26 protein-coding genes are annotated in these 25,280 nt (G+C 45.3%); 9 read left to right on the top strand and 17 right to left on the bottom strand.

Annotation, left to right across the window (positions count from 1 at the left end):
* Positions 1 to 32: 32 nt before the first annotated feature.
* Entirely contained in the window at positions 33 to 641 is a 609-nt protein-coding gene (gene nudK, locus G395_RS0107795) for a GDP-mannose pyrophosphatase NudK (protein WP_026629534.1), read from the bottom strand.
* Between the two features lie 143 nt (positions 642 to 784).
* Here nudK and G395_RS0107790 point away from each other — a divergent pair, with 143 nt between their 5' ends.
* Positions 785 to 1,303 (top strand): cupin domain-containing protein, encoded by a 519-nt coding sequence (locus G395_RS0107790; protein ID WP_035360630.1) that lies wholly within the window; start codon positions 785 to 787, stop codon positions 1,301 to 1,303.
* 15 nt (positions 1,304 to 1,318) lie between these two features.
* Here G395_RS0107790 and G395_RS0107785 read toward each other — a convergent pair whose 3' ends face one another.
* Together G395_RS0107785 and ggt are read right to left on the bottom strand one after the other, a co-directional pair.
* Positions 1,319 to 2,662, bottom strand: coding sequence for a hypothetical protein (locus tag G395_RS0107785; RefSeq protein ID WP_026629532.1), 1,344 nt, complete (start codon positions 2,660 to 2,662; stop codon positions 1,319 to 1,321).
* Positions 2,663 to 2,710: 48 nt separating this feature from the next.
* Positions 2,711 to 4,477, bottom strand: a complete 1,767-nt coding sequence (gene ggt, locus G395_RS0107780) for a gamma-glutamyltransferase (protein WP_026629531.1) — start codon at positions 4,475 to 4,477, stop codon at positions 2,711 to 2,713.
* A gap of 145 nt (positions 4,478 to 4,622) precedes the next feature.
* On the opposite strand from ggt, the gene G395_RS0107775 reads away from it, so the two are divergent.
* Together G395_RS0107775 and G395_RS28890 are read left to right on the top strand one after the other, a co-directional pair.
* Positions 4,623 to 5,864: an ABC transporter permease gene (locus G395_RS0107775; RefSeq protein WP_026629530.1), complete on the top strand. Its 1,242-nt coding sequence runs from the start codon at positions 4,623 to 4,625 to the stop codon at positions 5,862 to 5,864.
* A 66-nt stretch (positions 5,865 to 5,930) separates the two neighbouring features.
* Positions 5,931 to 6,380 (top strand): DUF8785 domain-containing protein, encoded by a 450-nt coding sequence (locus G395_RS28890; protein WP_035360627.1) that lies wholly within the window; start codon positions 5,931 to 5,933, stop codon positions 6,378 to 6,380.
* 73 nt (positions 6,381 to 6,453) lie between these two features.
* Here the strand turns inward: G395_RS28890 and G395_RS0107760 are convergent, their stop codons facing one another.
* Entirely contained in the window at positions 6,454 to 6,789 is a 336-nt protein-coding gene (locus G395_RS0107760; RefSeq protein WP_026629528.1) for a translation initiation factor, read from the bottom strand.
* Entirely contained in the window at positions 6,789 to 7,667 is an 879-nt protein-coding gene (locus G395_RS0107755) for a diacylglycerol/lipid kinase family protein (protein WP_026629527.1), read from the bottom strand. The genes G395_RS0107760 and G395_RS0107755 overlap by 1 nt, the downstream gene beginning before the upstream one ends.
* Positions 7,668 to 7,754: 87 nt before the next feature.
* Between G395_RS0107755 and G395_RS0107750 the strand changes: the two genes are divergently transcribed.
* Complete coding sequence (locus G395_RS0107750; RefSeq protein ID WP_026629526.1) at positions 7,755 to 8,186, top strand: YybH family protein; 432 nt, start codon at positions 7,755 to 7,757, stop codon at positions 8,184 to 8,186.
* Between the two features lie 53 nt (positions 8,187 to 8,239).
* Here the strand turns inward: G395_RS0107750 and G395_RS0107745 are convergent, their stop codons facing one another.
* A complete protein-coding gene (locus G395_RS0107745; RefSeq protein WP_026629525.1) occupies positions 8,240 to 8,719 on the bottom strand; it encodes a lipocalin-like domain-containing protein in 480 nt (159 codons plus the stop codon).
* A 138-nt stretch (positions 8,720 to 8,857) separates the two neighbouring features.
* Positions 8,858 to 9,844 (bottom strand): methylmalonyl Co-A mutase-associated GTPase MeaB, encoded by a 987-nt coding sequence (gene meaB, locus G395_RS0107740; RefSeq protein ID WP_026629524.1) that lies wholly within the window; start codon positions 9,842 to 9,844, stop codon positions 8,858 to 8,860.
* Positions 9,845 to 9,981: 137 nt separating this feature from the next.
* Here meaB and G395_RS0107735 point away from each other — a divergent pair, with 137 nt between their 5' ends.
* A complete protein-coding gene (locus G395_RS0107735; protein WP_026629523.1) occupies positions 9,982 to 11,976 on the top strand; it encodes a M1 family metallopeptidase in 1,995 nt (664 codons plus the stop codon).
* A gap of 66 nt (positions 11,977 to 12,042) precedes the next feature.
* Here the strand turns inward: G395_RS0107735 and G395_RS0107730 are convergent, their stop codons facing one another.
* From G395_RS0107730 to yihA, 5 genes are all read right to left on the bottom strand, one after another.
* A complete protein-coding gene (locus tag G395_RS0107730; RefSeq protein ID WP_026629522.1) occupies positions 12,043 to 12,987 on the bottom strand; it encodes a 3-oxoacyl-ACP synthase III family protein in 945 nt (314 codons plus the stop codon).
* Positions 12,988 to 13,131: 144 nt separating this feature from the next.
* On the bottom strand, positions 13,132 to 14,256 hold the full coding sequence (locus G395_RS0107725; protein ID WP_026629521.1) for a glycosyltransferase: 1,125 nt from the start codon (positions 14,254 to 14,256) through the stop codon (positions 13,132 to 13,134).
* A complete protein-coding gene (deoC, locus tag G395_RS0107720) occupies positions 14,253 to 14,909 on the bottom strand; it encodes a deoxyribose-phosphate aldolase (protein ID WP_026629520.1) in 657 nt (218 codons plus the stop codon). The genes G395_RS0107725 and deoC overlap by 4 nt, the downstream gene beginning before the upstream one ends.
* Before the next feature lie 79 nt (positions 14,910 to 14,988).
* Positions 14,989 to 15,513, bottom strand: a complete 525-nt coding sequence (locus tag G395_RS0107715) for a DUF5606 family protein (RefSeq protein WP_026629519.1) — start codon at positions 15,511 to 15,513, stop codon at positions 14,989 to 14,991.
* 124 nt (positions 15,514 to 15,637) lie between these two features.
* The gene (gene yihA / locus G395_RS0107710) at positions 15,638 to 16,246 is read right to left on the bottom strand and encodes a ribosome biogenesis GTP-binding protein YihA/YsxC (RefSeq protein ID WP_026629518.1); all 609 of its coding nucleotides are present in this window, start codon (positions 16,244 to 16,246) and stop codon (positions 15,638 to 15,640) included.
* A gap of 154 nt (positions 16,247 to 16,400) precedes the next feature.
* On the opposite strand from yihA, the gene G395_RS0107705 reads away from it, so the two are divergent.
* The gene (locus G395_RS0107705) at positions 16,401 to 16,886 is read left to right on the top strand and encodes a thioredoxin family protein (protein WP_026629517.1); all 486 of its coding nucleotides are present in this window, start codon (positions 16,401 to 16,403) and stop codon (positions 16,884 to 16,886) included.
* 92 nt (positions 16,887 to 16,978) lie between these two features.
* Here the strand turns inward: G395_RS0107705 and gmd are convergent, their stop codons facing one another.
* Both gmd and G395_RS0107695 read right to left on the bottom strand, forming a co-directional pair.
* Positions 16,979 to 18,091 carry a GDP-mannose 4,6-dehydratase gene (gene gmd, locus G395_RS0107700; protein ID WP_026629516.1) on the bottom strand — a complete coding sequence of 371 codons (1,113 nt, stop codon included), beginning with the start codon at positions 18,089 to 18,091 and terminating at the stop codon, positions 16,979 to 16,981.
* 62 nt (positions 18,092 to 18,153) lie between these two features.
* The gene (locus G395_RS0107695) at positions 18,154 to 18,780 is read right to left on the bottom strand and encodes an SPOR domain-containing protein (protein ID WP_026629515.1); all 627 of its coding nucleotides are present in this window, start codon (positions 18,778 to 18,780) and stop codon (positions 18,154 to 18,156) included.
* A gap of 55 nt (positions 18,781 to 18,835) precedes the next feature.
* On the opposite strand from G395_RS0107695, the gene murB reads away from it, so the two are divergent.
* Positions 18,836 to 19,852 carry a UDP-N-acetylmuramate dehydrogenase gene (gene murB, locus G395_RS0107690; protein WP_026629514.1) on the top strand — a complete coding sequence of 339 codons (1,017 nt, stop codon included), beginning with the start codon at positions 18,836 to 18,838 and terminating at the stop codon, positions 19,850 to 19,852.
* A gap of 33 nt (positions 19,853 to 19,885) precedes the next feature.
* Here murB and G395_RS0107685 read toward each other — a convergent pair whose 3' ends face one another.
* The 3 genes from G395_RS0107685 to G395_RS0107675 form a co-directional block, all read right to left on the bottom strand.
* A complete protein-coding gene (locus G395_RS0107685; RefSeq protein WP_026629513.1) occupies positions 19,886 to 21,880 on the bottom strand; it encodes a T9SS type A sorting domain-containing protein in 1,995 nt (664 codons plus the stop codon).
* 129 nt (positions 21,881 to 22,009) lie between these two features.
* Positions 22,010 to 22,918 carry an ROK family protein gene (locus G395_RS0107680; protein WP_026629512.1) on the bottom strand — a complete coding sequence of 303 codons (909 nt, stop codon included), beginning with the start codon at positions 22,916 to 22,918 and terminating at the stop codon, positions 22,010 to 22,012.
* 73 nt (positions 22,919 to 22,991) lie between these two features.
* Positions 22,992 to 23,702, bottom strand: coding sequence for an SDR family oxidoreductase (locus G395_RS0107675; RefSeq protein ID WP_026629511.1), 711 nt, complete (start codon positions 23,700 to 23,702; stop codon positions 22,992 to 22,994).
* A gap of 62 nt (positions 23,703 to 23,764) precedes the next feature.
* Between G395_RS0107675 and G395_RS0107670 the strand changes: the two genes are divergently transcribed.
* Both G395_RS0107670 and G395_RS0107665 read left to right on the top strand, forming a co-directional pair.
* Positions 23,765 to 24,493 (top strand): MlaE family ABC transporter permease, encoded by a 729-nt coding sequence (locus G395_RS0107670; protein ID WP_026629510.1) that lies wholly within the window; start codon positions 23,765 to 23,767, stop codon positions 24,491 to 24,493.
* 40 nt (positions 24,494 to 24,533) lie between these two features.
* On the top strand, positions 24,534 to 25,280 hold the full coding sequence (locus G395_RS0107665; RefSeq protein ID WP_026629509.1) for an ABC transporter ATP-binding protein: 747 nt from the start codon (positions 24,534 to 24,536) through the stop codon (positions 25,278 to 25,280).

Below are 25,280 nucleotides of genomic sequence, written 5' to 3'. Positions count from 1 at the left end.
AATAGAAAATTAATGTTAATGGCCGAAGAGAGTTAATTTGACTCTGTTTGGCCATTTTTTGCAAGTAATTGAGTCAGTTGCGCATGTTGCAGCAGCATAATGGTTTTGGCATCCTTAATCTCCCCGGACTTAACCATATCCAGCGCTTTTCCGAATGGTAATTCCATCACCTCAATGTTCTCTTGTTCCTGCGCGCTGCCACCTCCGTCACTCACTTTCATATCTTCGCTATATTCTGCAACAAAAAAGTAGAGGATCTCGGTAACCGAACCAGGTGACATATAAGCTTCAAATATCTTCTCAACAGAATTGATTTTATAGCCCGTTTCTTCTTCTGTCTCCCGCCTAATGCAATCTTCGGGATTATCACGATCCAGCAGTCCGGCACAGGCTTCGATCAGCATGCCGGTTTCATTTCCATTGACATAAGTTGGGATTCTGAATTGGCGGGTTAGGAGAACCGTTTGCTTTTCGCGGTTATAGAGCAGGATAACGGCCCCATTTCCGCGGTCGTAAGCCTCTCTGGATTGCTGTTCCCATTGCCCGTCAGCGCGCTGGTAGTCGAATGTGTATTTTTTTAATGTATACCAATTATTTGACAGCACTTCGTCGGACGTGATACGGACACGGCTATTTTTCATGTTGATTAATATTGATCGTTTATGATTAATTATGATCAAAAGTAAGCAAATGATTCAATATGCCAAAACCCGGATTGTATTTTGAAGAATAAAAAGCTTGAAATCCGGCGTGATTTATTAAACGGGCGTGCTAAATTGTCTGCATGATAGAAAACCTGAAACCAGCGCATTACTGGATCGAGAAGTATGCATTAAGTCCGCATCCTGAGGGCGGTTATTATACAGAGACTTACCGGGCAGCAGAAAGCATTCCCAAGGAAGTATTACCCAAACGATTCAATGACGACAGGGCTTTTTCGACCGGCATTTTTTTCCTGCTGGAAAGCCATAATTTTTCAGCATTCCACAGGATTCAGGCCGATGAAATGTGGCATTTCTATGCGGGCGAAGCGTTGGATGTTTTTGTAATCGATGAGAAGAAAAGGGAAATGCAGGTAATCAGGCTAGGCAATAACCCCGACAATGGAGAAACATTTCAGGCAGTCGTGCCCGCAGGAGCGTGGTTTGCTTCGCGTCCTGCAAAAGGAAGCACGTATGCATTGGTTGGGTGCACAGTGGCGCCGGGATTTGATTTTGCAGATTTTGAAATGGCCGAAAGGGCCGCATTACAAATGCAGTTTCCTGAATTTAAACAAACTATCCAGGAACTGACAAGAGTTTAAATGTTGCCGAAACGATTAATTGACGCGTAGTTTCGCCCAATATGGCTTGGTAACAGTCTTATCCGGAAACACAGCATAGACTTCATATTGACCAGCCGCAAGGTTCGCCGGAACAACATATCGGCCAACCGGATAACTTACACCGGCAGTGGCCCAATTCACAACCGCCAGGGCAGGTTTCAGATCCACTGTTGTCGCACCGCTTTTCAAACGCAATGCGGGCAATTTGGCAACATCGAAGCTTGTATTTGATGAGCCGTATTCTACCGGCGACGGTTTTGCATAAAATGTGTCACCCTTTTTGAATGTCAATGGTTCCACATTTCTGGTAAGCGCCAGTGTCAGATCCCCTTTCCAGATCGATTCTATGCCTTTGGTTGTGGCCACATTGGAAACATTGATGGCACCTTTGCCAATCTGCTTTTCTCCTTCATGGAAGGTAAGCAGGTAAGAGCCGTCAGGTATATTAGCCGGGAATTTTTCCAGATTCAGGTTTGTGGCGCTTACATATTTCAATGCTGCTGTTGCCGGCGTCTTTACGAAATCGCTGGTAAATTTGACCGTGTATTTGGTCGACGGAAGGAAATATCCACCGCTTATAAACACCGAATCTTTGGTAGAGTAAACAAATTTCGAGTCAGAAATCCTGGAAATAGGCTCGCCACGCGTGAACGTAACACCTTCGAATTTGATAGGATTTTTATCCGCAAAAAGGATTTCCATCGTAACAGGGTCCGGACCCACAAGCTTATCTATTGATTCAAAAACGATATTATCCTGATTCTGGTTATAAGTTGTTTGGTCGGTGAAGCCGGTTTTGGGATTGGTCAACTTAATGATCGGTGCGGCCTGCCCGGGACGCGCAGGAATGGTCCCAACGCCGGAAACGAATTTGAAGGGTGTTTTGAAGCCGTTTGTATTGACAGTAATAGTCTTTGTCAGCAGCTCAACCTTAGGTTCGCCGCCGATTTCGAAATATACTGTGAACGTACCGGCAAACTTGTCTTCCTTATCGCGTAATGTAAATGACAGCGGCGGGTTTCCTTTGAAATTATAGGTAATTGTGCTGTCTGTTGTGGCTTTTCCAAGGCTGTCTATCAGCACCACATTCTTGTTTAAAGACATTTTTAACTCTGCCGAATTGCTCAGATATGATTCAGGCATGCTAATCTGATAGTTCTTCGTTACTGAATCAAATGTCACTTTTTCAGAGTCAGTAACGTCAAATGATCTTAAAAACTGTATCGGTGCGAATGGCTTGCCGGTGTCCGGATCAGGCCCAAGTTCGTTCGAATCTTTTTTACAGTTTGATAAGCACGCAGCAGATATAAATAGTAACAGGAATGTAAGTGTTTTCATAACAGGATAAAGCAATGCTTAAGAGTAACGCTCAAAAGCGCTGAAATATTAGTATCCCAAACTGGTGTCATCACCCCTCGGATCCGATCCTCCTTCGAGCGAACCATCCGGGCGTACCAGTATACAATCCATACGCCCGATTGTATTGCGTTGCTGTTCAAGGTTATAACCTTTGTTCTGCAACTTTTTTATAGTATTTTCTGAAAATGCATTTGCCTCAAAAGTGGTAATATCGGGCAGCCATTGATGGTGAAATTTTAATGCGTTAACCGACTGCTGCATGGTCATACCGTGTTCCAGAACGTTCAGAATGGTTTGGTAAACGGATGTAATAATGGTCGATCCACCTGGTGTTCCAACGACCATCAGGAGCTTTCCATCCTTTTCTATAATAGTTGGCGTCATGGATGAAAGCATTCTTTTACCCGGCGCAATGGCATTTGCCTTGTTACCGATCAGCCCGTACATGTTGGGCGCGCCAGCCTTTATACTGAAATCGTCCATTTCATTATTCATCAGAAATCCGCCGCCTTTGATCACAACCCGGCTTCCATATCCGCCATTCAGCGTTGTAGTGAGGGAAACAGCATTGCCTTCTTTGTCAACAATAGAAAAATGAGTCGTTTCAAGACTTTCATAACCGGGGAAAACGCCACCGCTGATGTCCTTGCTATCCGTTGCTTTGTCCCAGTTGAAGTCATTCCACCGCTTACTCAGGTAATCTTTACTGATCAGGGTTTCTACCGGCACTTTCACGAAGTCAGGATCGCCCAGGAACTTAGCCCGGTCAGCATAAACCCTGCGCTCGGCTTCGATCATGACTTGAATGGTGGAATCGCTATGCCAGCCCCATTTTCGCAAAGGATGCTGCTCGGTCAGGCGCATAAGTTGAAGCAATGCTACGCCGCCGCTGGAAGGAGGCGCCATGGTGATTACTTTGTATTCTTTATAATTTTCGGTAATCGTTTCGCGCCATTGGGCTTTGTAGTCGGCGAGGTCTTTTTTACTGATAATCCCTTCTTTATTTTTATTGATATCCTTTACCAAAAGCCTCGCAGTCTTGCCCTTATAGAACCCATCATGGCCCTTTTTTTGAATGCGGCGTAAAACTTTACCCAGATCTTTCTGCACCAGCACATCACCCGCCACCCAGTCTTTCCCGGTTGGATTAATAAAATATTTTGTGCCCGGATTTAGTGATAGCACGGCTTTTTTGACCGCATTAAGCCCGCGTGCTTCTCTTTCTGTTTGTATTACACCATTCTCCGCAAGGTCGATAGCCGGCTGAATGAGTTGTTTCCAGGGCAGTTTGCCATGTTTTGCATGTGCTTCGGCCATGCCAGCCACTGAGCCGGGAACGCCAGACGCAAGTCTGCCAAGGACGCTGGATTGGGGGATAACATTGCCGTCTTTATCAAGATACATGTCTGCATGACCTTTTGCAGGCGCTTTTTCACGGAAATCAATGCTAAAACTCTTACCGGTTTTATCTCTCAACACCAAAAATCCGCCACCGCCCAGATTCCCCGCAGACGGATGCACAACAGCCAAGGCAAATTGCACAGCCACCGCCGCGTCAACCGCATTGCCTCCTGCCTTCAATATCTCAACACCTACTTTTGAGGCTTCCGGATGTGCAGAGGCAACCATGCCATTTTTCGCAATCACTCCCGGCCTGTCGCTGAAAAATGGTTTCTGATTAGGGTCGTCGGAAAGAAACTGATAGAATCCGGTGAACTCCTTAACAGGTGCTTGGGCAATAAGAAATCCCGGCAAAATACAGCAAACAAGTGCAAGATTGTAGCGTAATGTCATTGTAAGCGTGTTATAATTCAGTTTGTAATTTATTAAATCAATCACTTTATCTTGCCTTTTGTAACAATTTATTTCTGCCCCTGCCACTTTACAGTTAACTTTTGGTTTGAAAGAATTTTGAAAAAACATTATATCCGACGGCGCTATGAAATTTTTACGGCAGGTTTTAGAAAGTTTCCGTTTTGCCTGGCAGGCGCTCAAATCCAACATCACCCGGACCATTTTATCATTGCTGGGCGTAACTGTGGGCATCTTCGCCATTGTGGCCGTTTTTACCATTGTCGATTCCCTCGAACGCAGCATTAAGGACAGTATGAGCTTCATCGGCGATAAAGTGATATATGTTCAAAAATGGCCCTGGGGCTTCGGCGGGGAATATCAATGGTGGAAATACTTTCAATGGCCGGAGCCGACTTTTGCTGAATATAAATTCCTTTACGATAACCTGGAAAGCGCCAGCGCTGTTGCCGTGATGGATTTCCGGGGCAGCACTACATTAAAGAACGGCTCCAACAGCATTGTAGCGCAGATTCAAGGCGTTTCTTATGAATACAATCAGATTTCAGATATTCCCATCCAGGACGGGCGCTATTTTATCCCGCTTGAAACAAATAATGCACGAAATGTGGCCATAGTAGGCGCAGATATAGCCGCCGCGCTTTTTCCCGGACAAGATGCAGTAGGGAAGGCATTTAAGCTGGCCGGAAATAAGTTTACAATTGTAGGCGTTCAGGTCCGGAAGGGTGAAAGCCTCGTGGATTTTGGCGGAAGTCCTGATAAAAACTGTATAATTCCGTTTGCCTCATTTTCAAAGCTTTTTCAATCGGGGCGCCGCAGTGCTGACATTGTTGTAAAAGGATTTCCCGAAGACGAAGGAATGAAAGAAGTGGAAGCCGAAATTACAGGTTTAATGCGAACCAAAAGAGGCATTAAGCCGCGGGATGGCAGTAATTTTTCCCTAAACCGCCCCGAAGCCGCTGCGGAAGCAATCGGTCAGCTCTTTGCCGTGCTAACCATTGCCGGCTGGGTAATCGGGAGCTTTTCGATCTTGGTAGGAGGGTTTGGGATCGCCAACATTATGTTTGTTTCGGTTAAAGAAAGAACAAACCTCATAGGCATCCAAAAATCCCTGGGCGCAAAAAACTATTCGATCCTGTTCCAATTTCTCTTCGAAGCGGTTATGCTGAGCTTAGTGGGCGGACTGGTTGGCATATTTTTAGTATTTCTCCTATCGTTCATGCCGATGGGCTCATTGCAGATCCTGCTGACGCCCGGTAACATTATACTTGGGCTGGGCGTTTCGAGTATCATAGGTGTGTTGTCGGGAATTGTGCCCGCAATGCTCGCCGCGCGCATGGACCCGGTTATTGCCATTCGGGCAAAATAATAACTAGGAATAGTCAAACTGTTTTGCGAAGTTCGCTGATATCAATAAACTCAGAAAATTACTATTATGCGTAAATGGGTCATATTTGCCATATTTCTGGCCGTCATTTTTGGAATCCTCTATTACCTGACATTCGGCTATTACAGCGAAGGAAAACGCGGAGGTTTCATCACCAAGCTGAGCAACAAAGGATATTTATTTAAAACATACGAAGGCGAGCTGAGAATGGGCGGCCTGTGCGAAGGCGACGGCACCATGAATTCTTCGGAATGGGTGTTTTCTGTAAGCGCAAAAAATAAAGATGCGATCGCTAAGCTTGAAGAGGCTATCAAAAACGGGCAGCGCGTTTCACTTACCTACGAAGAAAAGTTCTTTACACTGCCCTGGAATGGTGATACCAAATATTTCGTAACCAATGTGGAAGTGCTGGAAAATGTGCGCTCAAACCAGTTGCCGCAACCGCCACCATCCAATTTGCCTGCTCCGACGGAGATAGATACAAATAAAGTCCTTTAGCCCCTAAATCCCCTAAAGGGGACTTTTCATATGAGATGGGAAAGTCCCCTTTAGGGGATTTAGGGGAAAAAAGCTACCCTCCCGCTTTCTTAGCCTTATAACCCTTCCCAACCAGCCAGTTAATCACCTTATCGCGGTGGTCGCCCTGGATCTGGACTTCCTGGTCTTTAACAGTTCCGCCGCTTCCGCAAAGGGCTTTTAGTTGTTTGCCCAAGGCTTCCATATCGGCAGTGGTGCCGATGAATCCTTTTATAATCGTGATCACTTTTCCACCGCCTTTGCGATCCAGCCAGATCCTCAGATCCTGCTGTGCAGCGGGTAACGTATCCGGTTCGTCGGCTCCGGAATCGTTGTATTCGAAGTCAGGGTTTGTGGAATAAATGACTCCTGTGCGGTTCTTTTTTGACATCAGACAATTACTCGCAGGCTCTGCGGTTTAATTTTAACTTCAATTCTCGTTGTATCAAGCTGAAACGGCTCTCCGTCGTAATGTATCATTGGCGGCACTTCTGTCTCCACCACAGCCTCGGTCATATGCGCGTAATCAATGTAACGCGAAGCCTTCATCTGTTTGGTGAAAAGCTGATATGCCAGAGATGTGCCATACCATTTCGGGAATGGCTTAATGGTGCAAATGTCGAGCAAACCATCCTGCAAGCTGGCTTGCGGAGCCACCCAGGCATTATTTCCAAACTGACCTGCATTGGCAAATGACAGAGAGAAAGCATGGGTCTCCACACCATTCAACCGGAAACTCTGGGGCTTATAACTCCAATAAGACTGAAACGAAACATTAATGTACGTAGACAGTCCACGCTGGTGCTGCTGGCTGAACAAATGCCCTACATAAGCGTCAAAACCCATTCCGGCGGTGCAGAAGAAGGGAATGTCATTAATTTGTGCACTGTCGATTGTGATTACTTTATTCTCAAAAAGCCTTTTCAGGGAAGCTTCCAATGTAAGCGGAATGCCCAAGTGACGCGCGAGGCCATTGCCCGAGCCAAGTGGAATTATGCCGATTGGCTGCTCCGTATGCACAAGAGGCTGCGCGATTTCATTCACAGTTCCATCGCCTCCTACGGCAACAATGGCATTCCAGGGCTGTAAACCCAGGTTTTCTTTTACTAATGTTGTTGCATGCGCCCTTTCTTCTGTAAAAAGTATTTTAGCCTCCGCTCCATTTTTTTGCGCAAATGTTTCAATAGCCCGTTTCACCTCACCGGCGTTTTTACCAATCGAAGTGCCGGAGTTGGGATTCAGAATAAACAGATAGGAAGGCTTGTTCATTTGGTTTTTTTGTCTTGCAACCGCTTCCCTTGTTTCTTTCGTGTATATTTAAAATCAGGAAACGATTTACAAAAATCCGCAAAAATTATGAGAAACCGGCTCTTCACCCTCATCCTGATCACGATTTCAATGTTTGCAAAAGCACAGACTTCGAAAGACAAGGAAACCATTTACGGAACCATGAACCGCCAAATGGCGGACTGGAACCGCGGCGACATTGATTCGTTCATGAACGGTTACTGGGAATCGGACTCGCTCATGTTCGTTGGAAAGGCTGGCATAACTTATGGCTACAAAGCCACGCACGAAGGTTATTTGAAGCGCTATCCGGATCGCGCGACGATGGGAACATTAAAATTTACGTATATCAATCTCACATTCCCAGGCGATGGAGTGGCATTTCTGGTAGGGAAATTTCACCTGACGCGCCCAGAAAAAGGCGATCTGGAAGGACATTACACATTGCTATGGAAAAAGATAAACGGCAAATGGGTAGTAATCTGCGACCACACCAGCTAACAAAAAAATTGCCCTGCCTTTAAAGGCAGGGCAATTTTTTTGTATGGAGTTTATTATAGCTTTTTGAATTTCAGAAGAGCATTTACCGCAGGTTTAGTTGCATCTGTCTGAGTATTTGCAACAACTGTCAATTCAGTTGATGTTTGTGACATTTTAAAATCCTTACTCGTTGACCCGCTTTTAAGGTTTAGAACATCTCCATTCACTTTCCATGTCGAACCATCTCCTACTGGTGCTAGCTGACTGATTGCTAAAACAGCAGCCGGACAATCAGCTGTGGTTAAGGTATTGTCTGATTTAAAAGTCATTTTGAGTTCAAGATAGCAAGACGCTACGGTCGGCAAAAGGGCCAATTGTGGAAGTGTTCCGGGTGTTTCCGCTGTTACGGACACCAATTGCCACGTTCCGACAATCGGATTGTTATCTACTTGCGGATCGGGTTCTTTTTCATCATCCTTACAAGCCGTGAAGACGAAGGACATAATCATGAAAGTCAAGAGGGTGAATTTGCTTAATGCTGCGTAAATCTTCATAGCTGACCGAATCGTTGTTTAGTTTCGTATAATGTTAAGTCTAACGTCCAAACTTACTGGAAAAATGTTTTCTCCGGAAATATTTATGTGTTAACGCGACGAATTGATACTTGAAGCTGAAAATGAGGCATTAACGATTTATTTGGTCAAAAAAACACGCAGCAGATCTTCCGCAGCAGCGTCAGGAAGTTCTCTTCCCTCACGAACCGCAGTCTCCAATGATGCCAGCGTCGCTTTTACAGCGGCATCATTGAAAAACTGATTTTCCAATGATTGCCTGATGCGGTCGTGCATCCAGGTCAGATTTTGTTTTTGTCTGTTTTGGTCAAAAAAACCATTTGCCTTCGTCGTTTTTTCAAATTCTTGGATCAGGTTCCAGATCTCTTCCATTCCATTTTCCTGTAATGCAGAGCATGTGAGCACTTCTGTTGGGAAACCTGACTCCGCTTTTGGGAATAAATGCAATGCATTCTGATAAGCCGAAACCGCCAGAGCCGCAGCTTGCGCATTATCCCCATCTGCTTTGTTGATAGCAATCGAATCTGCCATTTCCATGATCCCTTTTTTAATCCCCTGCAATTCATCGCCCGCGCCAGCCAGCATAAGCAGCAGGAAAAAGTCCGTAATGCCTTTAACCAATGTTTCAGATTGGCCAACGCCTACGGTTTCGATCAGAATAATATCATAACCGGCCGCTTCACAAAGCAACATTATCTCGCGCGTGCTCCGGGCTATTCCACCGAGAAACAAACCCGTCGCCGAAGGGCGAATGTAGGCCGAGGGATTATGAGAGAGCCTTTCCATGCGCGTTTTGTCGCCCAGAATGCTGCCCCGGGATTTTTGGCTGCTGGGATCAACTGCTAAAACGGCCACCCTCTTTCCTAAGGAAGTCAGATATGTGCCGAAAGATTCGATAAATGTGCTTTTCCCAACGCCCGGAACGCCCGTTATCCCGATTCGAAATGCATTGCCGGAATGGGGCAGCATCTCTTTCAGAATAGCAGCAGCAAGTTCTTTGTCTGCCGGTAATCTGCTTTCCGTGACCGTAATGGCCTGGCTCAGCATGATCCGATCTCCTGAGAGGATTCCGGCTGTGTAGTCTTCAACGGAGAGACGCTTGCGCATGGCCTTTTTTACGATGTAACCGGTAATATTTCAAAGTAACTACCGGTTAGCAAAAATGAAACTTTTTATATTAAAAAAGGCGAAAAGCCGTATATTGCTCGTTTACAAACACATATTTTTCAAATTTTATCAATAGAATGAAAATATCCATATTTCGTCTGAGCTTGTTCTTGATGGCAGGTCTTGGATTTTTTAACGCCCACGCACAAGAGCAGGAAAAAGTGAAATACGATTCACACGTGCTTTTTCACCCCTTATTTAATTTTCAGCCCGGTAATGAATACCGGACAGGCAGCGGCTCTCCCGGTCCGAAATACTGGCAAAACCGTGCCGATTACAAGATCAATGTTGCGCTCGACGAGGCAAAGGGAATGGTGAGCGGCGATGTTGAGCTTACTTACAAGAACAATAGCCCGGAGTCACTTGAATTCATCTGGCTTCAACTGGATCAGAATGCATTCAATGATCAGTCGCGTGGAGGAAAAACGACTCCGGTAACCGGCGGCAGATTTGGTAACACAGGTTTCAGTGGAGGAGATTCTATCAAAGCGGTTACTGTTCAGCAGGGAAAAGGAGGTTTTGTGGAAGCCACTTATAAAATCAGCGATACCCGCATGCAGATCAGGCTTGCAACGCCTGTAAAGCCGAATGGTGATGTGATCAAAATAAAGATCGCTTATTCGTTCAAAATCCCTGAATACGGCTCAGACCGGATGGGAACATTGGAAACAAAAAACGGGATTGTTTACGAAATGGCGCAGTGGTATCCGCGCGTGGCCGTGTTTGACGACATTGAAGGCTGGAATTTGCTTCCCTACCTGGGTGCAGGCGAGTTTTACCTGGAATATGGTGATTTTGAATACAATGTTACTGTGCCCTGGGACCACATTGTAGTCGGTTCCGGAGAATTGCTAAACCCAAATGACGTGCTTACTGCAGAACAGCGGAAAAGATTGGCTGATGCTGCAAAAAGCGACCAGACTGTTATGATACGCAGTGCGGAAGAAGTTACCAACCCTGCATCAAGGCCGAAACAGTCGGGCACCCTTACCTGGCGTTTCCGTTGCTTGCAGGCGCGTGATATTGCCTGGGCAACTTCCAAAGCATTTGTTTGGGATGCAGCAAAAATGAATTTGCCAAAAGGTAAAACAGCCCTTGCACAGTCGGTTTATCCGGCAGAAGATGGCGGATTGGACGGCTGGGGCCGCTCGACGGAATATGTGAAAGGTTGCATTGAATTTTATTCAGGTTATGTGCATGAATACACTTACCCGGTTGCAACCAATGTTGCGGGAATTGTAGGTGGGATGGAGTATCCGGGAATTGTTTTTTGCAGCAGCAAAAGCCGCAAGGATGATCTTTGGGGCGTGACGGACCACGAGTTTGGCCATAACTGGTTCCCGATGATCGTGGGTAACAATGAGCGTAAATATGCTTGGATGGACGAAGGATTTAACACATTTATCAACTTCCTGTCCGCAGACAATTTTAACAATGGGGAGTATAAAAGCTCGCAAATGAATGATATGCAGCGTCTTGCGCCAATCATTTTCCGCCAGAAAGCCGATCCGATCATGACGATCCCGGATGTGGTGCAGGCGGTGAACCTGGGTTGGGAAGCTTATTACAAACCCGCGCTTGGTCTGAAAATGTTGCGTGAGCAGGTTTTGGGCAAAGAGCGTTTCGACTATGCATTCAAAATATATGTGCAGCGCTGGGCTTTCAAGCATCCGACTCCCTACGATTTCTTCCGTACGATGGAAGATGCAGCCGGTGAGGATCTGGGCTGGTTCTGGAAAGGATGGTTCTTTGAAAATTATAAGCTCGACCAAGGCGTCAAAGGCGTGACTTATGTTGAGCAAAACCCACAAAAAGGTTCTTTCATCACCATTGAAAACCTGGATCAATGGGCAATGCCGGCTAAAATCGACATTGAAGAAATAAGCGGTAAAAAAACGCGCATTGAATTGCCGGTTGAAATCTGGCAGCGTGGAGGAAGCTGGACGTTTAAGGCAGCTACACAGCAGCCGATCCGGTCGGTTACCATTGACCCGGAGCACAGTCTTCCTGACATTAATCCTGAAAACAATGTATGGAAGCCAGCCATGTTCTCGGAACCGCAAGTGAATTAAGGATTTGAATAGATACGAAAATGCCCGCATTGATGAGATGCGGGCATTTTTTTGTTTTAATAGATATTAGACCGTAATCAGCATGGCCCCGTAAGAATAGCCGCCGCCAAAAACGGTAATTACAATGTTATCGCCTTTTTTGAATTTATCCTTATTCTCCGACAATGCTATCGCACAACCGGCGCAGCCTGTGTTTCCTAAATATTGAATGTTGGAAATCAGCTTCTCCACGGGAATGCCTAATGTATTGATCACATTAAGGCTGATGCGGTGGTTTGCCTGATGCGGAATGAGGTAATCCAGGTCATCGATCGTTAGTCCGCAAGCCTGTAAAACCTGCTGGCTGACCTTTGGCATATACTGGCAGGCATTCTGGAACACGTCCCGACCGTAAGGCATGATCACGCCGCGATCGTTAGGCCGCAAAACAACTGCTTCAATGGCTTTTCCGCTTGTAGCAGCGCCGCCAGTGATCAGTTTCTTGATCTCCATGTCGGAATCCGTCTGGCGTTCTTTTGAAATCAGCAGGGCCGAAGCGCCGTCTCCCCATAAGTGACCGGAAACGGTGTCCATTTCATTATAGTAAGCCGTGTTATGATCTGAAACCACCACCACTGCTTTGGAAGCTTTGCCTAATGCAAAATAACCTTCTACGATCTCAATCGCATTTAATAATGACGAACACGCAGAAGAGATGCTGACAACCGGGATGTCGGGGATTTGAAGCTGATGCTGAACCGCGTGCGCTAACGTAACGATGGTGTCATATGGTGTATAAGTAGCGCCTATAATCAGGTCAATTTCGTTTTTGCTGTAAGGGATATTTTCAAGTAAGGCCTCAACCGCTTTCATAGCCATTGTGGAAGTATTTTCTTCCGGAGAACACTTACGTCTTTCTGAAATTCCTGTGCGTTCTACAATCCACTCGTGGGACAGATTGTTAATATTTGTAAAATATTCATTACCAATAACTTCGCTTGGTAAATAGTGACTAACTGTATTAATATACATGATTGAGAAGTTGACTTCGCAAGCTACGATTCTTTTTAATTCCGAAAGTTAAATATTTCGTAGAAATCGTAGTACTTAATATTTGAACAATTCAATAATAAGTTTATAAAATTATACTCAATGGTAAGCGCTGACGAATAAATGCTAATTTCTATGCAAAGCGCTGTAAAATGTCAGCAATGTACTTTCTTCCGATGCCCAGTTATACATTCTTTCCACCGATTTGCGACCATTACTTCCCATTTGCCTGCCTTGATCCGGATTTTCAATAAACCACTGCAGCTTTTCACACAACAGCAGGGCGTTATATGGTGAAATACAAAAACCGCATCCCGATTGTTCGACGACATCTCGGTATAAGGGAAAATCGGACGTAATAACCGGCAATTTTAAAGACATATATTCAAACAACTTTGTCGTGTAAGAATCCGGGTAATCCGCAACAGGCTTCAACAATGCAATTCCGGCCACCGCCCGGCGTGCATATGGAAACATTGTCTTCTGATCGGCATATCCGTAAAAAGTCAGATTATCCGCAATCTCCCGATAGCCTGGGAGTTTTTCGACTTCGTTTTGAGAAATCCGAACACTGCCGAATAAATGCATTTTGAAGTCAGGATAAACTTTCTTCAATGCTGCCAAAGCTGTTACAATTATATCAAAAGATCGTTCCAGCGAAATGACACCCATGTAAATGATCTCCGGACCTTTGCTTTCAACAAATGCTTCGGTTCCGTATTGATCTGTAAATGAGAGTAGTGCATAATTTCGCACTATTGCTGCGGGATAGGTCAGTTTGTCATATTCGTTCAAATAGGCGTCTTCGGTCAGGATAAGGGCAAAATGCTTCCGGGCATAATGATCGAAAATTCGAAATAGCTTTTGGAACAGGAAGCTGTTGTTGAAGGTTTTGATGCTAAACTTTTTGTAAAGATTTTCCTGCACCTCATAAATGACATTGGCGCCCAGCCATTTGAATAACACCGCAATCGGGATCAGTTCCGGAACAAAAATATGCACGAGCTGCGGCCGCAGACGCAGACATTTCCATAAAAGTAATGGGTGCGAGAAAAGCAGCCGCATGTAAAGACGCTGAAATGAAGGAAGCCACAGCATGGTGATGGCGCCGTCGGCAACATTTGGCATGGCATGCGGCAGCGCGCAAAACACCTCGTATTCTTTTGCAAGCGAAGGCGCAATTTTATATACAATCCTGGGATCTGTGGCCGGATGGACGGTGCTTAACAACAAAACGCGTCGCCTCGTCATGCGCTTACAATGGCAATACCCGATGAAGTCCCGATACGCTCCGCTCCGGCTTCAATCATGGCAATGGCCTGCCCTTTTGTCTTTATTCCGCCGGAAGCCTTGATTTTAACATGTGCAGGAAGGATTGACCGCATTTTTTTAACCACTTCCACATCAGCACCTTGCGCGGCAAAACCGCTGGAAGTTTTTACAAAATCAGCATTGGCTTCGGCACATATTTCACAAGCCGTGTAAAGGTCAAAGGAATCCAGGTAAGCGGTTTCAATGATTACTTTAATGATGCCCTTTTGCGCGTGTGCAATTTCCGCAAGCTGGGTGAGTTCCTCCCGCACACTGAGATACGCCATGGATTTGAACTGCGAAATGTTCATGACCACATCCAGCTCCGTAGCGCCGTTTTGCAAGGCATTAGTTGCTTCAAAAACTTTGGTCGGCGTTGTTGAATAGCCGAAAGGAAACCCGATCACCGTGGCTATCTCTATTTTAACAGGACAAAATTCCAACATTTCCGTTGTATAGGGCACATAAGCAGGCGCCACGCAGACTGCCTTAAATTGATGTATCCACGCCTCCTCACACAATTTCCGAATGTCCGTTTCACTTGCATTGGCAGTGAGCAAAGTATGATCAATGTAAGCGGAAAGCGATGTCATAAGGTGGGCCGGCGGTAATGTTAAAAAGTAAAAACCCCGTCGGATCGACAGGGTTCAAACAATGATTTATACAAGGAAATTATTTTTTGCTTTTCTTTTCCTGCTCAGGAGCGTCTTCCGCAACCACTTCCGAAGTTTCTTCTACCTGCGCTTCTTCGCCAGGTTCCTCAGTGGAAGCAACGAACAGCTCGGGCGTATATTTTGACAATAAATTATACCAGGAAATGATTTTCTTAATGTCAGAAACATAAACTTTTGACCGGTCGAAATCAGGAAGGATTTTGTTCAAAAACTCGATCAGTTCTTTGTCAGATGCAGTTTTAGGCTGCAATGTTACTTCTTCGCCATGCTCTTCGCGGATTTTCAAAAAAACGTCTGCCAATGGCGCGGATTCTTCTTCACCGTCCGTAAAAATAGAAACGTCTTTCAAAACAGAAACACGTGCAGTTGGTCCTATCAGCGTTTTTTCACGCTTTTCATCCAGGCTTTCCACGATCACACCTGCACGGCTAGGCTTAAGAATACGGAACAATCCGCCTTTTCCTGAAACATTTGCTATTTCTTTCAACAAATCCATTCCTGTTGACTCTACTTTTTCACTCATCCTTTCTTACTAATTAGTTATATCTTAATAATGATTATGTTGAATGCGATGACCACCTCAATTTTGCGCAAAATAACGGAAAGCGCAAAATAACGGAAAGATTGAGCGCGAAACAACCTCCCGCTTACTTTGTCCTTTCAAACGACTGATTATAAGTTTCTATTGCCTCCAGAATCGGGTCGCGGCCTTCGTTTTTTTCTGCCGATGTAATGAACATAGGCGGCACTTCCTCCCACACTTCGGCCAGTTTCTGCCTGTAAGCCTCCATTTGATTTATCGCCTGATTGGGTTTCAGTTTGTCGGCTTTTGTAAAAATAATATGGAACGGAATTCCGGCTTCGCCCAGCCCCGCCATAAATTCAAGGTCCACCGCCAGCGCGCTATGCCGGATATCGATCAGGACGAATGTGCAGATCAGATTTTCGCGGTTGTGCAGGTAATCGCCGATCATTTTCTCCCATTTCTCACGCTCAACTTTGCTCACTTTGGCATAACCATAACCCGGCAAATCCACCAGATACCAGGATTCGTTGATGAAATAATGGTTAATAAGCTGCGTCTTACCTGGTTGCTGAGAAGTTTTCGCAAGCGATTTCTTTCCGGTCAGCATATTGATAAGCGAGGATTTTCCAACATTTGAGCGCCCTATGAAAGCATATTCGGGCAAAACCGGATCAGGACATTTCTCATAATCCGAATTGCTCATTACGTATCTTGCTTCCTGAACTTTCATGCTTTTTTGACGTTAATATTAATGCGAAGTTACTTTTTCTTTTTTTACCAACCTCAAATGTCCTGGTGGCATGTTCCCGGAAGGATAATTGGATAAAATAAAACAATAGGGTATTTTCGTTTAAGAGGAATTAAAACCATAACTAAATCAAAAGATGAAAGGTCTTAAAAAACTGTCTCTTCTCGTTGCCATCGTGACCATGACATTTGCAGTTACTATTGCGGCAGAAGGAAATAAAGCGGATAAGAATAGCAAGGAAGTAAAGGCGGAGGAAAAAGGGATCCAGTTTACAGAAGCCAAATGGGCTGAAATCCTGAAAAAAGCCAAAGCTGAGAATAAAATCATTTTCTTTGACGCTTACACCACCTGGTGCGGCCCATGCAAAATGATGCAAAAGAATGTTTTCACACGCGACGATGTTGCAGCTGTTTTTAATAAAGATTTTATCAATGTAAAATATGATATGGAAAGCGGTGAAGGCTTGAAACTTGCCAGCAAATACCCGTTGGAAGCTTATCCTACATTGTTTTTTATTGATGCAAAAGGAAAAGTCATCAAGCAGGTGATCGGGTATCAAACGCCTGAGAAACTAATTGATCTTGGAAAATCTGTTCAGAAAAAATCTCCTAAGGCGATCTGATCCTGAACATTATAATATAAGATAAAAACCCCGGAGGATGTCCTTCGGGGTTTTTATCTTATTGGCACTGCTATCAAAAACAAGGCTGAATTTTATTCGTAATAATTAGGAACGCGGTGTCCGCTGCTTTCCAGAAGCCTGTCTTTCTTGAAGAGCAGAAGGTCGGCTGTTACCATATCATTAACCAATGCTTTCAAATCGTATTTTGGTTTCCAGCCCAGTTTTGTCATTGATTTGGTAGGATCACCGATCAAAAGCTCAACTTCCGTCGGGCGGAAATATCTTGGATCAACGGCTACAACTTCTTTTCCTATTTCAATCTGGAAGTCAGGGTTATTGCATTTTGTCACCTTAGCGATTTCGCCGGCACCTTCCCCACTGAATTCAAGCTCGATTCCAACTTCTGCAAAGGCCATTCTCACGAAATCACGAATGCGTGTTGTGATTCCTGTTGCGATCACGAAATCCTCTGCAACTTCCTGCTGGAGGATCAGCCACATTGCTTCCACGAAGTCTTTCGCGTGGCCCCAGTCGCGCTGCGCGTCCAGGTTACCCAGGTAAACTTTATCCTGCAATCCCAAGGCAATCCGTGCCACTGCGCGGGTAATCTTGCGGGTTACGAAAGTTTCGCCCCTCAATGGTGATTCATGGTTGAAAAGTATCCCGTTCACCGCAAACATATCGTAAGCTTCACGATAATTGACTGTGATCCAGTAACCATAAAGCTTTGCAACCGCGTAAGGTGAGCGCGGATAAAATGGCGTCGTTTCAGACTGAGGAACCTGCTGCACCAAACCGTAAAGTTCTGATGTAGAGGCCTGATAAATTTTTGTTTTTTTAGTCAAACCCAAAAGGCGAACTGCTTCCAGGATGCGCAATGTCCCTATTCCGTCTACATTGGCAGTGTACTCGGGCTCTTCGAAGCTCACCTGCACATGTGACATTGCGCCCAGGTTGTATATTTCGTCGGGCCGTACTTCCTGGATGATGCGGATAATGTTGGTAGAGTCGCTCAGGTCGCCGTAATGCAGTTTGAACCTTATATTTTTCTCGTGCGGATCTTCATAAATATGGTCGATCCGCTGCGTATTGAATAATGAGCTGCGACGCTTGATCCCGTGCACTTCATATCCCTTGCTCAAAAGAAGCTCAGCTAAATAAGCACCATCCTGCCCGGTAATACCGGTAATTAAGGCTATTTTCATTATCTATGGGTATGTATAAGTGGATAAAATAATATCCTGCTAAAAATTGAAAATACTAAATCCTAGTTGCTCTCGGCAGTAGGGTTGATCATCAGGCTTCGTTTGATGTCCACGCGGTCGGACAGGATTACTGCGGAAGAATATCGTTCCCTGATCAGTTCCAGATATTGCTCTGCGTCGGCACGATACATGAAATCGCCCACTTTCACGCGATATGTCGGCTGTGTATAAGAAACGTAGGGAATAAGGTCCGGAAAAGCCTGATATACATAACTTTTGGCGTCGTCTGCCTCTTGTCTCACATTACCCACATACATCTGGATCCGAAAGCCGTTTACATAACGAATGGATTTGTTGTGTTTTGCCAGCGTGTCCAGTACAGTTTCCAATCGCTTGTTGACATACAATGGCTTGTCAACATCCGGCCTTGGCGCCGTACTGGTTTTGGGTGTGGCTACCGGTGCTGGTTTTGAAGTAACCGACGGTTCAACATACTCGAAACGAGGCCTTACCGACGACAGATCTTCCCTGTATTCCGAGCTGGAAGAGCTGACAACAGTCTTTTTGCTGCAACCCGAAAGGATGATAATGAAGAGCTGAATCGCCCATAAAAAATTCTTTTTCAGCATCATATCCTTAGCCGTTATTACTGAGCCTGCAAACTTAATCAAAAATGGATGAATCACCATAACATGCTATTTTGAATCTAATAGCTAACTTTACCTGGACTTATTTATTAGTTCAATGCAAATCCAATCAAACTTTTCGCTTCGCAATTTCAATACTTTCGGCCTCGAATCCACGGCTTCCTTTTTCGCCGAAGTCGGTTCGGTTGAAGAACTAACTGAAATATTGCTCGATCCCGTATGGCAGCAGAAGCCTAAATTTATTCTTGGCGGCGGAAGCAATGTGCTTTTCACGCAGAATGTCAATGCTTTGGTAATTCATCCTGTCATTAAAGGAATTGAGAAAATAAAAGAAGATCAGGACCATGTGTGGCTGAAAGCAGGCGCGGGGGAAGGTTGGCATGAGTTTGTGATGCATTGTGTCTCGCATAACTTCGGAGGCGTAGAAAATCTATCACTCATTCCGGGCACAGTAGGAGCGGCGCCTATGCAGAATATCGGTGCTTACGGGGTGGAAATCAAGGATGTCGTTGAGTCCGTGGAGGCAGTTTCCATTGAAAGCGGTCGGAAAAGGATTTTTTCGAAGGAAGAATGTGAGTTTGGTTACCGGGAAAGTGTTTTCAAAAAGGCGCTTAAAAATCAATATGTGGTAACCGGGGTAACATTTGTTTTGGACAAAAAACCTGTGCTGAACATTGGTTACGGGGATGTTCAAAAAACATTGCTGGAAATGAATGTGACCAGCCCCACGATCCTGGACGTAAGCCAGGCTGTGATTGCCATCCGACGGAGTAAATTGCCAGATCCTGCTCAGATCGGGAATGCAGGGAGCTTCTTCAAAAATCCGGAAATCCCATCGGAACAATACAATGCGCTTAAAAACACCTTCCCCGAAATGCCGGGTTATGTTGTAAGTGAAACAATGGTAAAAGTGCCTGCGGGGTGGCTCATTGAACAAGCTGGTTGGAAAGGATATCGCCAGGGTGCGATTGGTGTGCACCAGAAACAAGCATTGGTGCTTGTGAATTACGGTGGCGGCAACGGCAACGAAATTCGTGCGCTGGCAGGCACCATTCAGGACTCTGTGGAAGCCAAATACGGCATTCGCTTATCGCCGGAAGTAAATTTCATTTAGTTCGGTGAAATTCATTTCAAAACAAACCTTCGCTTACCGCACAAGGACCATTTTACGGGTGCTGATTTTATCACCATAATGAACCCGGAGAATGTACTGCCCGCTGCTGAGATCATTCACCGGGATCGTTGCCCAGTCCTTGTTCTCGAAGGAAACATTTTTCACCTTCTTACCATTCACGGTATACAATTCCACCAGACTGATGGCAGAAGTGGTGGAGGCAATGTTGATTACGTCCGTAACAGGGTTCGGATACACATTAATGCTCAGTTCCTGAACGGGGTCCTCGCCCAGTATAACGTCAATGTCCTCTCCCTGCTTCGTAATGGCCGTGAATGCGAGTTTCGATTCCGACTGGTCGGTGTAACCTCTGATCCGGTATATATAGGTAACGCCCTGTTTGGCTGACGGATCGGTATATTCGAGCTGACTTGCGGGGAAGCGCATCGTTTCGTGGGAGGCCAGCGTGTCATTGGCTTCCAAACGTTCCAGCAGATAGCCGGTAACATTTGGTAATTTATTCCAGCTCAGCACCACTTGTTTGTCCTTTTCGGCAGCGGTAAGGGTTAATGTGCCCAGATTTGTGTACGGGAAAATCTTGTTGTGATGAAAAGCAAAGGCGCGCAATCCCTTCGTATTCTTTAAAAATGGGCCGATATACACCCAGGCAGCACTCAAAAGCCCCGAATAATGGTATTTTGAAGGCAAATATTTGATCGTGGAATCGTTGCCCACTTCTTTCAGCTTGACAATTATCTTATTAGCCTCAGCCCGGCCCGAAGCAAGTTTTTTCCATTCCGCATTCAGGTAAAAAAAGTCTTTTACTGAAAAGACCGAAGTAGGTTCCAGGCTTCCTTCAATGTTAACAGCTACGGTGTCTTTGGGATAAACCATTTGTTGATGGTCCTCAAAAACCATTGTTATTTCATCCTTTTCAGGCGTAGAATAGAATGCTTTTTGCAAGCTGGGAGAAGAAATTTTTTCTTTTTCGCCATAGTGATTATATCCCGCCAGATCCGCGAGGTCCCTGCCCAGTTGCAGATAACCCTCCAACCCATAGTGGAACCCGTTCCATCCTACGGCACCCAATGCTGCGTATGGCTGGATAATGGGATATTTGCGGTCCAATGTTCGCTGCTGTTCGCGTAAAACACCAATCCGGTCGTCATATGCACCGCCACCAAAAAGCGGCAGCTGGAAAACATAAATTTTGTCAACCATCGGGTAATCTTCCTTCCACATTTGTACCAGCTTGTCAAACCGTGGAGCCCAGGTCAGGGGATCGTTGGAAGAGGACTCTGTTTCGCCTTGCCAAAAAAATATGGCTTTCAATGAGGGCAACAATCCGGTGTTTTTGGCAGCATTCAGCAGAAAGCCGTAAAAACTGGACCGGTCCGTCAGGTCAAGGAGCGAAGCACCGGCCGCAGAGCCGTTAAGAATACAGGTCGGAACCTGATATCTTTCCGCTATGACTCTTTGGAATTCAATTCCAAATATGCCCACGCGCTGACCTATGGCATTAGCAAGCCCCCATTCGGCCGCGCCTCCGGATGATCCGTATGTCCGGGCGTATTCGTTCCGGTAAGCATAGTCAACTTCCCAGGCAACCGCATTCGACTGTCCGTAAATGAGATAGAAATCACCAGCCACAACATTATCGCTTTTCGAAATAAGTGTGGAATCGGACTTGGATTTGCAAGCGTAAACTTCATATCCATATTCAGCAAGTTCCGCCTTGATCCTGAATGTGAAGTTGAAAGGAGCTTGTGAGCCGTTGTATTCGAGGTTTTTCCGCTGGTAAGCATTTGGCGTTTTATTCCTGGTTTGCACCACGGAAATGTAAGCATATCCGGCCGTCTGGACCCTTCCTAAAAATTCCACATCAGCCATTCCGGTGCTGTCCCTTGCAAACAGCTGCATATTTGCCGGAGATTTGTCCAGGATGGCAATGCCGGATTGCTGCGCATGAACATTAGATATAAAGGCTCCTACAAATGATATGAAAACCAGAAGTATAAATTTTTTCATGCAATAAGTTTGCGTTTACCAGCGGCCCGAACCATACCCTAAAATACAAAAATTCGCTGAACAATCATTGACTGGTAAAGACTGTTCAGCGAGAAGCGTATGATTCTATTTAATCAAAAAATATAAAGATCAATCAAAACACAAAGAAGCCGCGCCAAGCAGACCTGCGTCGTTCGCCAGTGTGGCTCTCTTTATGATAATGGTTTTCAGGTAATAAGGCGTTAACCAGTATTCAAAACGCTCGTTAATGGCAGGCAGAATGTATTCAAACGAAGCAGAAATCCCGCCGCCGATCAGAATGGTCGTAATGTCCAGGATGCGGACCATCGAAACCAACCCTTCGCCCAGCAGGTAACCCATTTCGTGGAACACTTGCTTGGCAAGCTCGTCGCCTTTGGAAGCAGCTGCAACAAGTCCGGTCGTTGAAATGGTCCCGTCGGATGGAAGTTGTGTTTGACCCGTGTAATTGGCACGCATGGTGATTGCAAGGTCCAGAAGCTCTTTTTTACCAATGTTCCTTTCCAGCACCTTGCCGTTTTTAGAAGGCACGTGGCCAGGCTCCATGGCATTTCCGCCGCCGCCTTTGAAAACTTTCTTGTCAATAATGGCCGCACCGCCTATGCCTGTGCCCAGCGTTACAAAAATGTAGTCTTCGGGAAGCTTGTCTTCGCCAAAGTAATATTCGCCCAATGCAGCAGCATTAGCGTCATTTTCAAGATAAAAATCGTGTTCAGGAAAGCGGGCTTTCAAATCGGGGACAATGGCGATTCCATCGATCTCAGGAATGGCTGTGATTTCAATTAATGTAGTCCTGTCGCGGGTTGTGAGCCCCGGAACGCCGATTCCTACTCTTTTAACCTCGGGATATTCAACAAGCTGGAGCGCTATTGCATCACCTAAACGTTCGATAAAATGCCCTGAACTGCGCCAGCTGGCGGTATCGTGACTGTAAAAATTTGAAATTCTGCCATCCGTAGCGTCAACGATCCCCATTTTTACGTTAGTACCGCCCACGTCTATACCGAGGTATTGTTCCATGAAATGAAATATGGGTTTAATAAATAATTTTAAAAATGCGGCAATTTAGTAAAAATGCTCTATTGTACATCAATCAATCTAAATCTCCCAGCTGCGGCCTGATCAATATTTCTTCCATAACCGCTCTCGGTGATAATGTGTACGCCGCCCAAATCGTATCCGCAATGTCTTTAGACTCCATAAAGCGGTCTTCCGGCAGGCCTGAGCCTTTCCAGCTGTCGGTATAAGTTGCTCCCGGCAAAACGGCGGTTACTTTAACATGATGCGGCTTCATTTCTTCACGCAACACTTTGGTCATTCCGTAAAGCGCAAATTTTGAAATACAATAGGAGCCGCCATTGGGATAAGCCATAATACTGGCTGTGGAGCACATGGTGAAGATGTGTCCTTTCTGATTTTCAATCATTCCCGGAAGGATTCCGCGGGTAAGGTGATAGGCGCTGTAAAGATTTGTCTCCATTGTTTTTTCCAATGTTCCCTCCGTTTCGTTGTGGATCTGGCCTGGAATAAATGTGCCTGTGTTGTTGATCAGGACCGATACAAATCTGGTTTTTGAAACAATAAAATCTATAAATGCAAGCAGGTCATCTTTTACGGAGAGGTCCGAAGTTTGGCAATATAATTTGGCGCTGCCAAACCGGTCACTCATTTCCTTTTCCAGCGCTTGGAGGTCGTTAGCGTTTCTTGCACAAGTGATTACATCAAACCCCTCTTCCAAAAACCGCTCAACGCACGCTTTTCCGATCCCTTTCGTCCCTCCGGTGATAACCGCTAATGGATTCATTTTTCTGATTGCTTCTTTTTTTGCCTAATTTTCCCGAAAATATTGAATACAATTAAGATATCATGTCTGTAATCGGGAAATACTTCATTTTTTTAGGAACACTATTCGGAAAGGGTGAAAAACTATCGGTATACTGGCGGCGGCTCATGGAGGAATGTGTGGGGATAGGAGTGAGCTCTATATTCATTGTTGCCATTGTTTCCACGTTCATTGGCGCCGTTTCCTGCATTCAAACGGCCTATAACCTCGTTAGTCCTATCATTCCCATTTCAACCGTTGCGCTCATCGTGCGGGACATGGAAATTCTTGAACTCGCGCCTACGATCACTTGCATTGTACTCGCCGGTAAAGTCGGTTCCAACATTGCCAGTGAGCTGGGCACCATGCGCATTACCGAGCAGATTGACGCCCTGGAAGTGATGGGCATCAATTCATCGTCTTATCTCGTCTTGCCCAAGGTCGTGGCAGCCATGCTGACGTTCCCTATGCTGGTTATTTTTTCTGCATTTCTGGGGATTTTGGGGGGTTATTTGGCTGGGACGTTAACAGGCGTCATTACCGAGCGGGATTATTTATACGGGATCAGGGATTCGTTTGTGCCGTACAACATTTTCTTCATGTGTATAAAACCTTTTGTTTTTGGCTTCCTGATTGCAACAATATCTTCTTTTAAGGGGTTTTTTACAACAGGCGGCGCATTGGAAGTAGGAAAGTCGAGCACAGAAGCCGTGACCAACAGCTGTATTTCGATCCTGGTGGCCGATTATCTTTTAGCCCAGCTTTTATTGTAAAAGCGTATAAGCCATGAATTAAGAATAACTGAATCAGCAAATGATTGAAGTAAGCAATATCTACAAAGCATTTAATGGCAAAGAGGTTTTAAAAGGCATTAGTGCATCATTTAAAAAAGGGGAGACCAATCTCATCATCGGCGGCAGCGGAACCGGAAAAAGTGTTTTGCTGAAATGCATGATCGGACTGGTGAAGCCCGACCAGGGCAATGTGCTTTACAATGGCCGCGACTTCTATAATTGTGATAAAGAAACGCAACAGTCCATCCGGCGCGAAATGGGCGTGTTATTCCAGGGTGGGGCACTTTTTGATTCCAAAACAGTGGAAGAAAATGTGCGTTTTCCGCTGGATATGCTTACAGACCAGTCTGTTCAGGAAAAGCAGGAGCGGGTAGCATTTTGTTTGCAAAGGGTAGGCCTGGAAGCCGCGGCCAAAAGAATGCCTTCCGAGATCAGCGGCGGGATGAAAAAGCGTGTTGGGATTGCCCGGGCCATTGTAATGAACCCGATGTATTTATTCTGCGATGAACCCAACTCCGGTCTGGACCCGCTTACTTCCGTCAAAATTGATGAGTTGATCAAGGAAATTACAGAAGAATTTCAGATCACAACGATCATTATTACGCATGATATGAATTCCGTCATGGAAATTGGACAGAACATTATGTTCCTCTACGAAGGCTCAAAACTTTGGGAAGGCGTTAGTTCTGAGATTATCAGGACAGATGTTCCTGAATTAAAGGAATTCCTTTTTTCCAATAAGCTGCTTCGGGAAATGGAAAAATAG

It is taken from the genome of Dyadobacter alkalitolerans DSM 23607 (assembly GCF_000428845.1).
GTDB classification, from domain to species: domain Bacteria; phylum Bacteroidota; class Bacteroidia; order Cytophagales; family Spirosomataceae; genus Dyadobacter; species Dyadobacter alkalitolerans.
The sequence above is the reverse complement of the archived record's forward strand: the minus strand, read 5'-3'. Positions and strand labels throughout refer to the sequence as shown.

Bases quoted from the DNA above. Each gene is read 5' to 3' on its own strand.
- G395_RS0107725 (WP_026629521.1), bottom strand. From the start codon at position 14,256: ATGACGAGGCGACGCGTTTTGTTGTTAAGCACCGTCCATCCGGCCACA.
- G395_RS0107685 (WP_026629513.1), bottom strand. From the start codon at position 21,880: ATGAAAAAATTTATACTTCTGGTTTTCATATCATTTGTAGGAGCCTTT.
- G395_RS28890 (WP_035360627.1), top strand. From the start codon at position 5,931: ATGCGTAAATGGGTCATATTTGCCATATTTCTGGCCGTCATTTTTGGA.
- G395_RS0107775 (WP_026629530.1), top strand. From the start codon at position 4,623: ATGAAATTTTTACGGCAGGTTTTAGAAAGTTTCCGTTTTGCCTGGCAG.
- G395_RS0107715 (WP_026629519.1), bottom strand. From the start codon at position 15,513: ATGAGTGAAAAAGTAGAGTCAACAGGAATGGATTTGTTGAAAGAAATA.
- yihA (WP_026629518.1), bottom strand. From the start codon at position 16,246: ATGAAAGTTCAGGAAGCAAGATACGTAATGAGCAATTCGGATTATGAG.
- G395_RS0107785 (WP_026629532.1), bottom strand. From the start codon at position 2,662: ATGAAAACACTTACATTCCTGTTACTATTTATATCTGCTGCGTGCTTA.
- nudK (WP_026629534.1), bottom strand. From the start codon at position 641: ATGAAAAATAGCCGTGTCCGTATCACGTCCGACGAAGTGCTGTCAAAT.
- gmd (WP_026629516.1), bottom strand. From the start codon at position 18,091: ATGAAAATAGCCTTAATTACCGGTATTACCGGGCAGGATGGTGCTTAT.
- G395_RS0107735 (WP_026629523.1), top strand. From the start codon at position 9,982: ATGAAAATATCCATATTTCGTCTGAGCTTGTTCTTGATGGCAGGTCTT.
- G395_RS0107730 (WP_026629522.1), bottom strand. From the start codon at position 12,987: ATGTATATTAATACAGTTAGTCACTATTTACCAAGCGAAGTTATTGGT.
- G395_RS0107760 (WP_026629528.1), bottom strand. From the start codon at position 6,789: ATGTCAAAAAAGAACCGCACAGGAGTCATTTATTCCACAAACCCTGAC.
- G395_RS0107680 (WP_026629512.1), bottom strand. From the start codon at position 22,918: ATGGAACAATACCTCGGTATAGACGTGGGCGGTACTAACGTAAAAATG.
- G395_RS0107755 (WP_026629527.1), bottom strand. From the start codon at position 7,667: ATGAACAAGCCTTCCTATCTGTTTATTCTGAATCCCAACTCCGGCACT.
- G395_RS0107705 (WP_026629517.1), top strand. From the start codon at position 16,401: ATGAAAGGTCTTAAAAAACTGTCTCTTCTCGTTGCCATCGTGACCATG.
- G395_RS0107695 (WP_026629515.1), bottom strand. From the start codon at position 18,780: ATGGTGATTCATCCATTTTTGATTAAGTTTGCAGGCTCAGTAATAACG.
- murB (WP_026629514.1), top strand. From the start codon at position 18,836: ATGCAAATCCAATCAAACTTTTCGCTTCGCAATTTCAATACTTTCGGC.
- G395_RS0107750 (WP_026629526.1), top strand. From the start codon at position 7,755: ATGAGAAACCGGCTCTTCACCCTCATCCTGATCACGATTTCAATGTTT.
- ggt (WP_026629531.1), bottom strand. From the start codon at position 4,477: ATGACATTACGCTACAATCTTGCACTTGTTTGCTGTATTTTGCCGGGA.
- G395_RS0107790 (WP_035360630.1), top strand. From the start codon at position 785: ATGATAGAAAACCTGAAACCAGCGCATTACTGGATCGAGAAGTATGCA.
- G395_RS0107745 (WP_026629525.1), bottom strand. From the start codon at position 8,719: ATGAAGATTTACGCAGCATTAAGCAAATTCACCCTCTTGACTTTCATG.
- G395_RS0107665 (WP_026629509.1), top strand. From the start codon at position 24,534: ATGATTGAAGTAAGCAATATCTACAAAGCATTTAATGGCAAAGAGGTT.
- meaB (WP_026629524.1), bottom strand. From the start codon at position 9,844: ATGCGCAAGCGTCTCTCCGTTGAAGACTACACAGCCGGAATCCTCTCA.
- G395_RS0107675 (WP_026629511.1), bottom strand. From the start codon at position 23,702: ATGAATCCATTAGCGGTTATCACCGGAGGGACGAAAGGGATCGGAAAA.
- deoC (WP_026629520.1), bottom strand. From the start codon at position 14,909: ATGACATCGCTTTCCGCTTACATTGATCATACTTTGCTCACTGCCAAT.
- G395_RS0107670 (WP_026629510.1), top strand. From the start codon at position 23,765: ATGTCTGTAATCGGGAAATACTTCATTTTTTTAGGAACACTATTCGGA.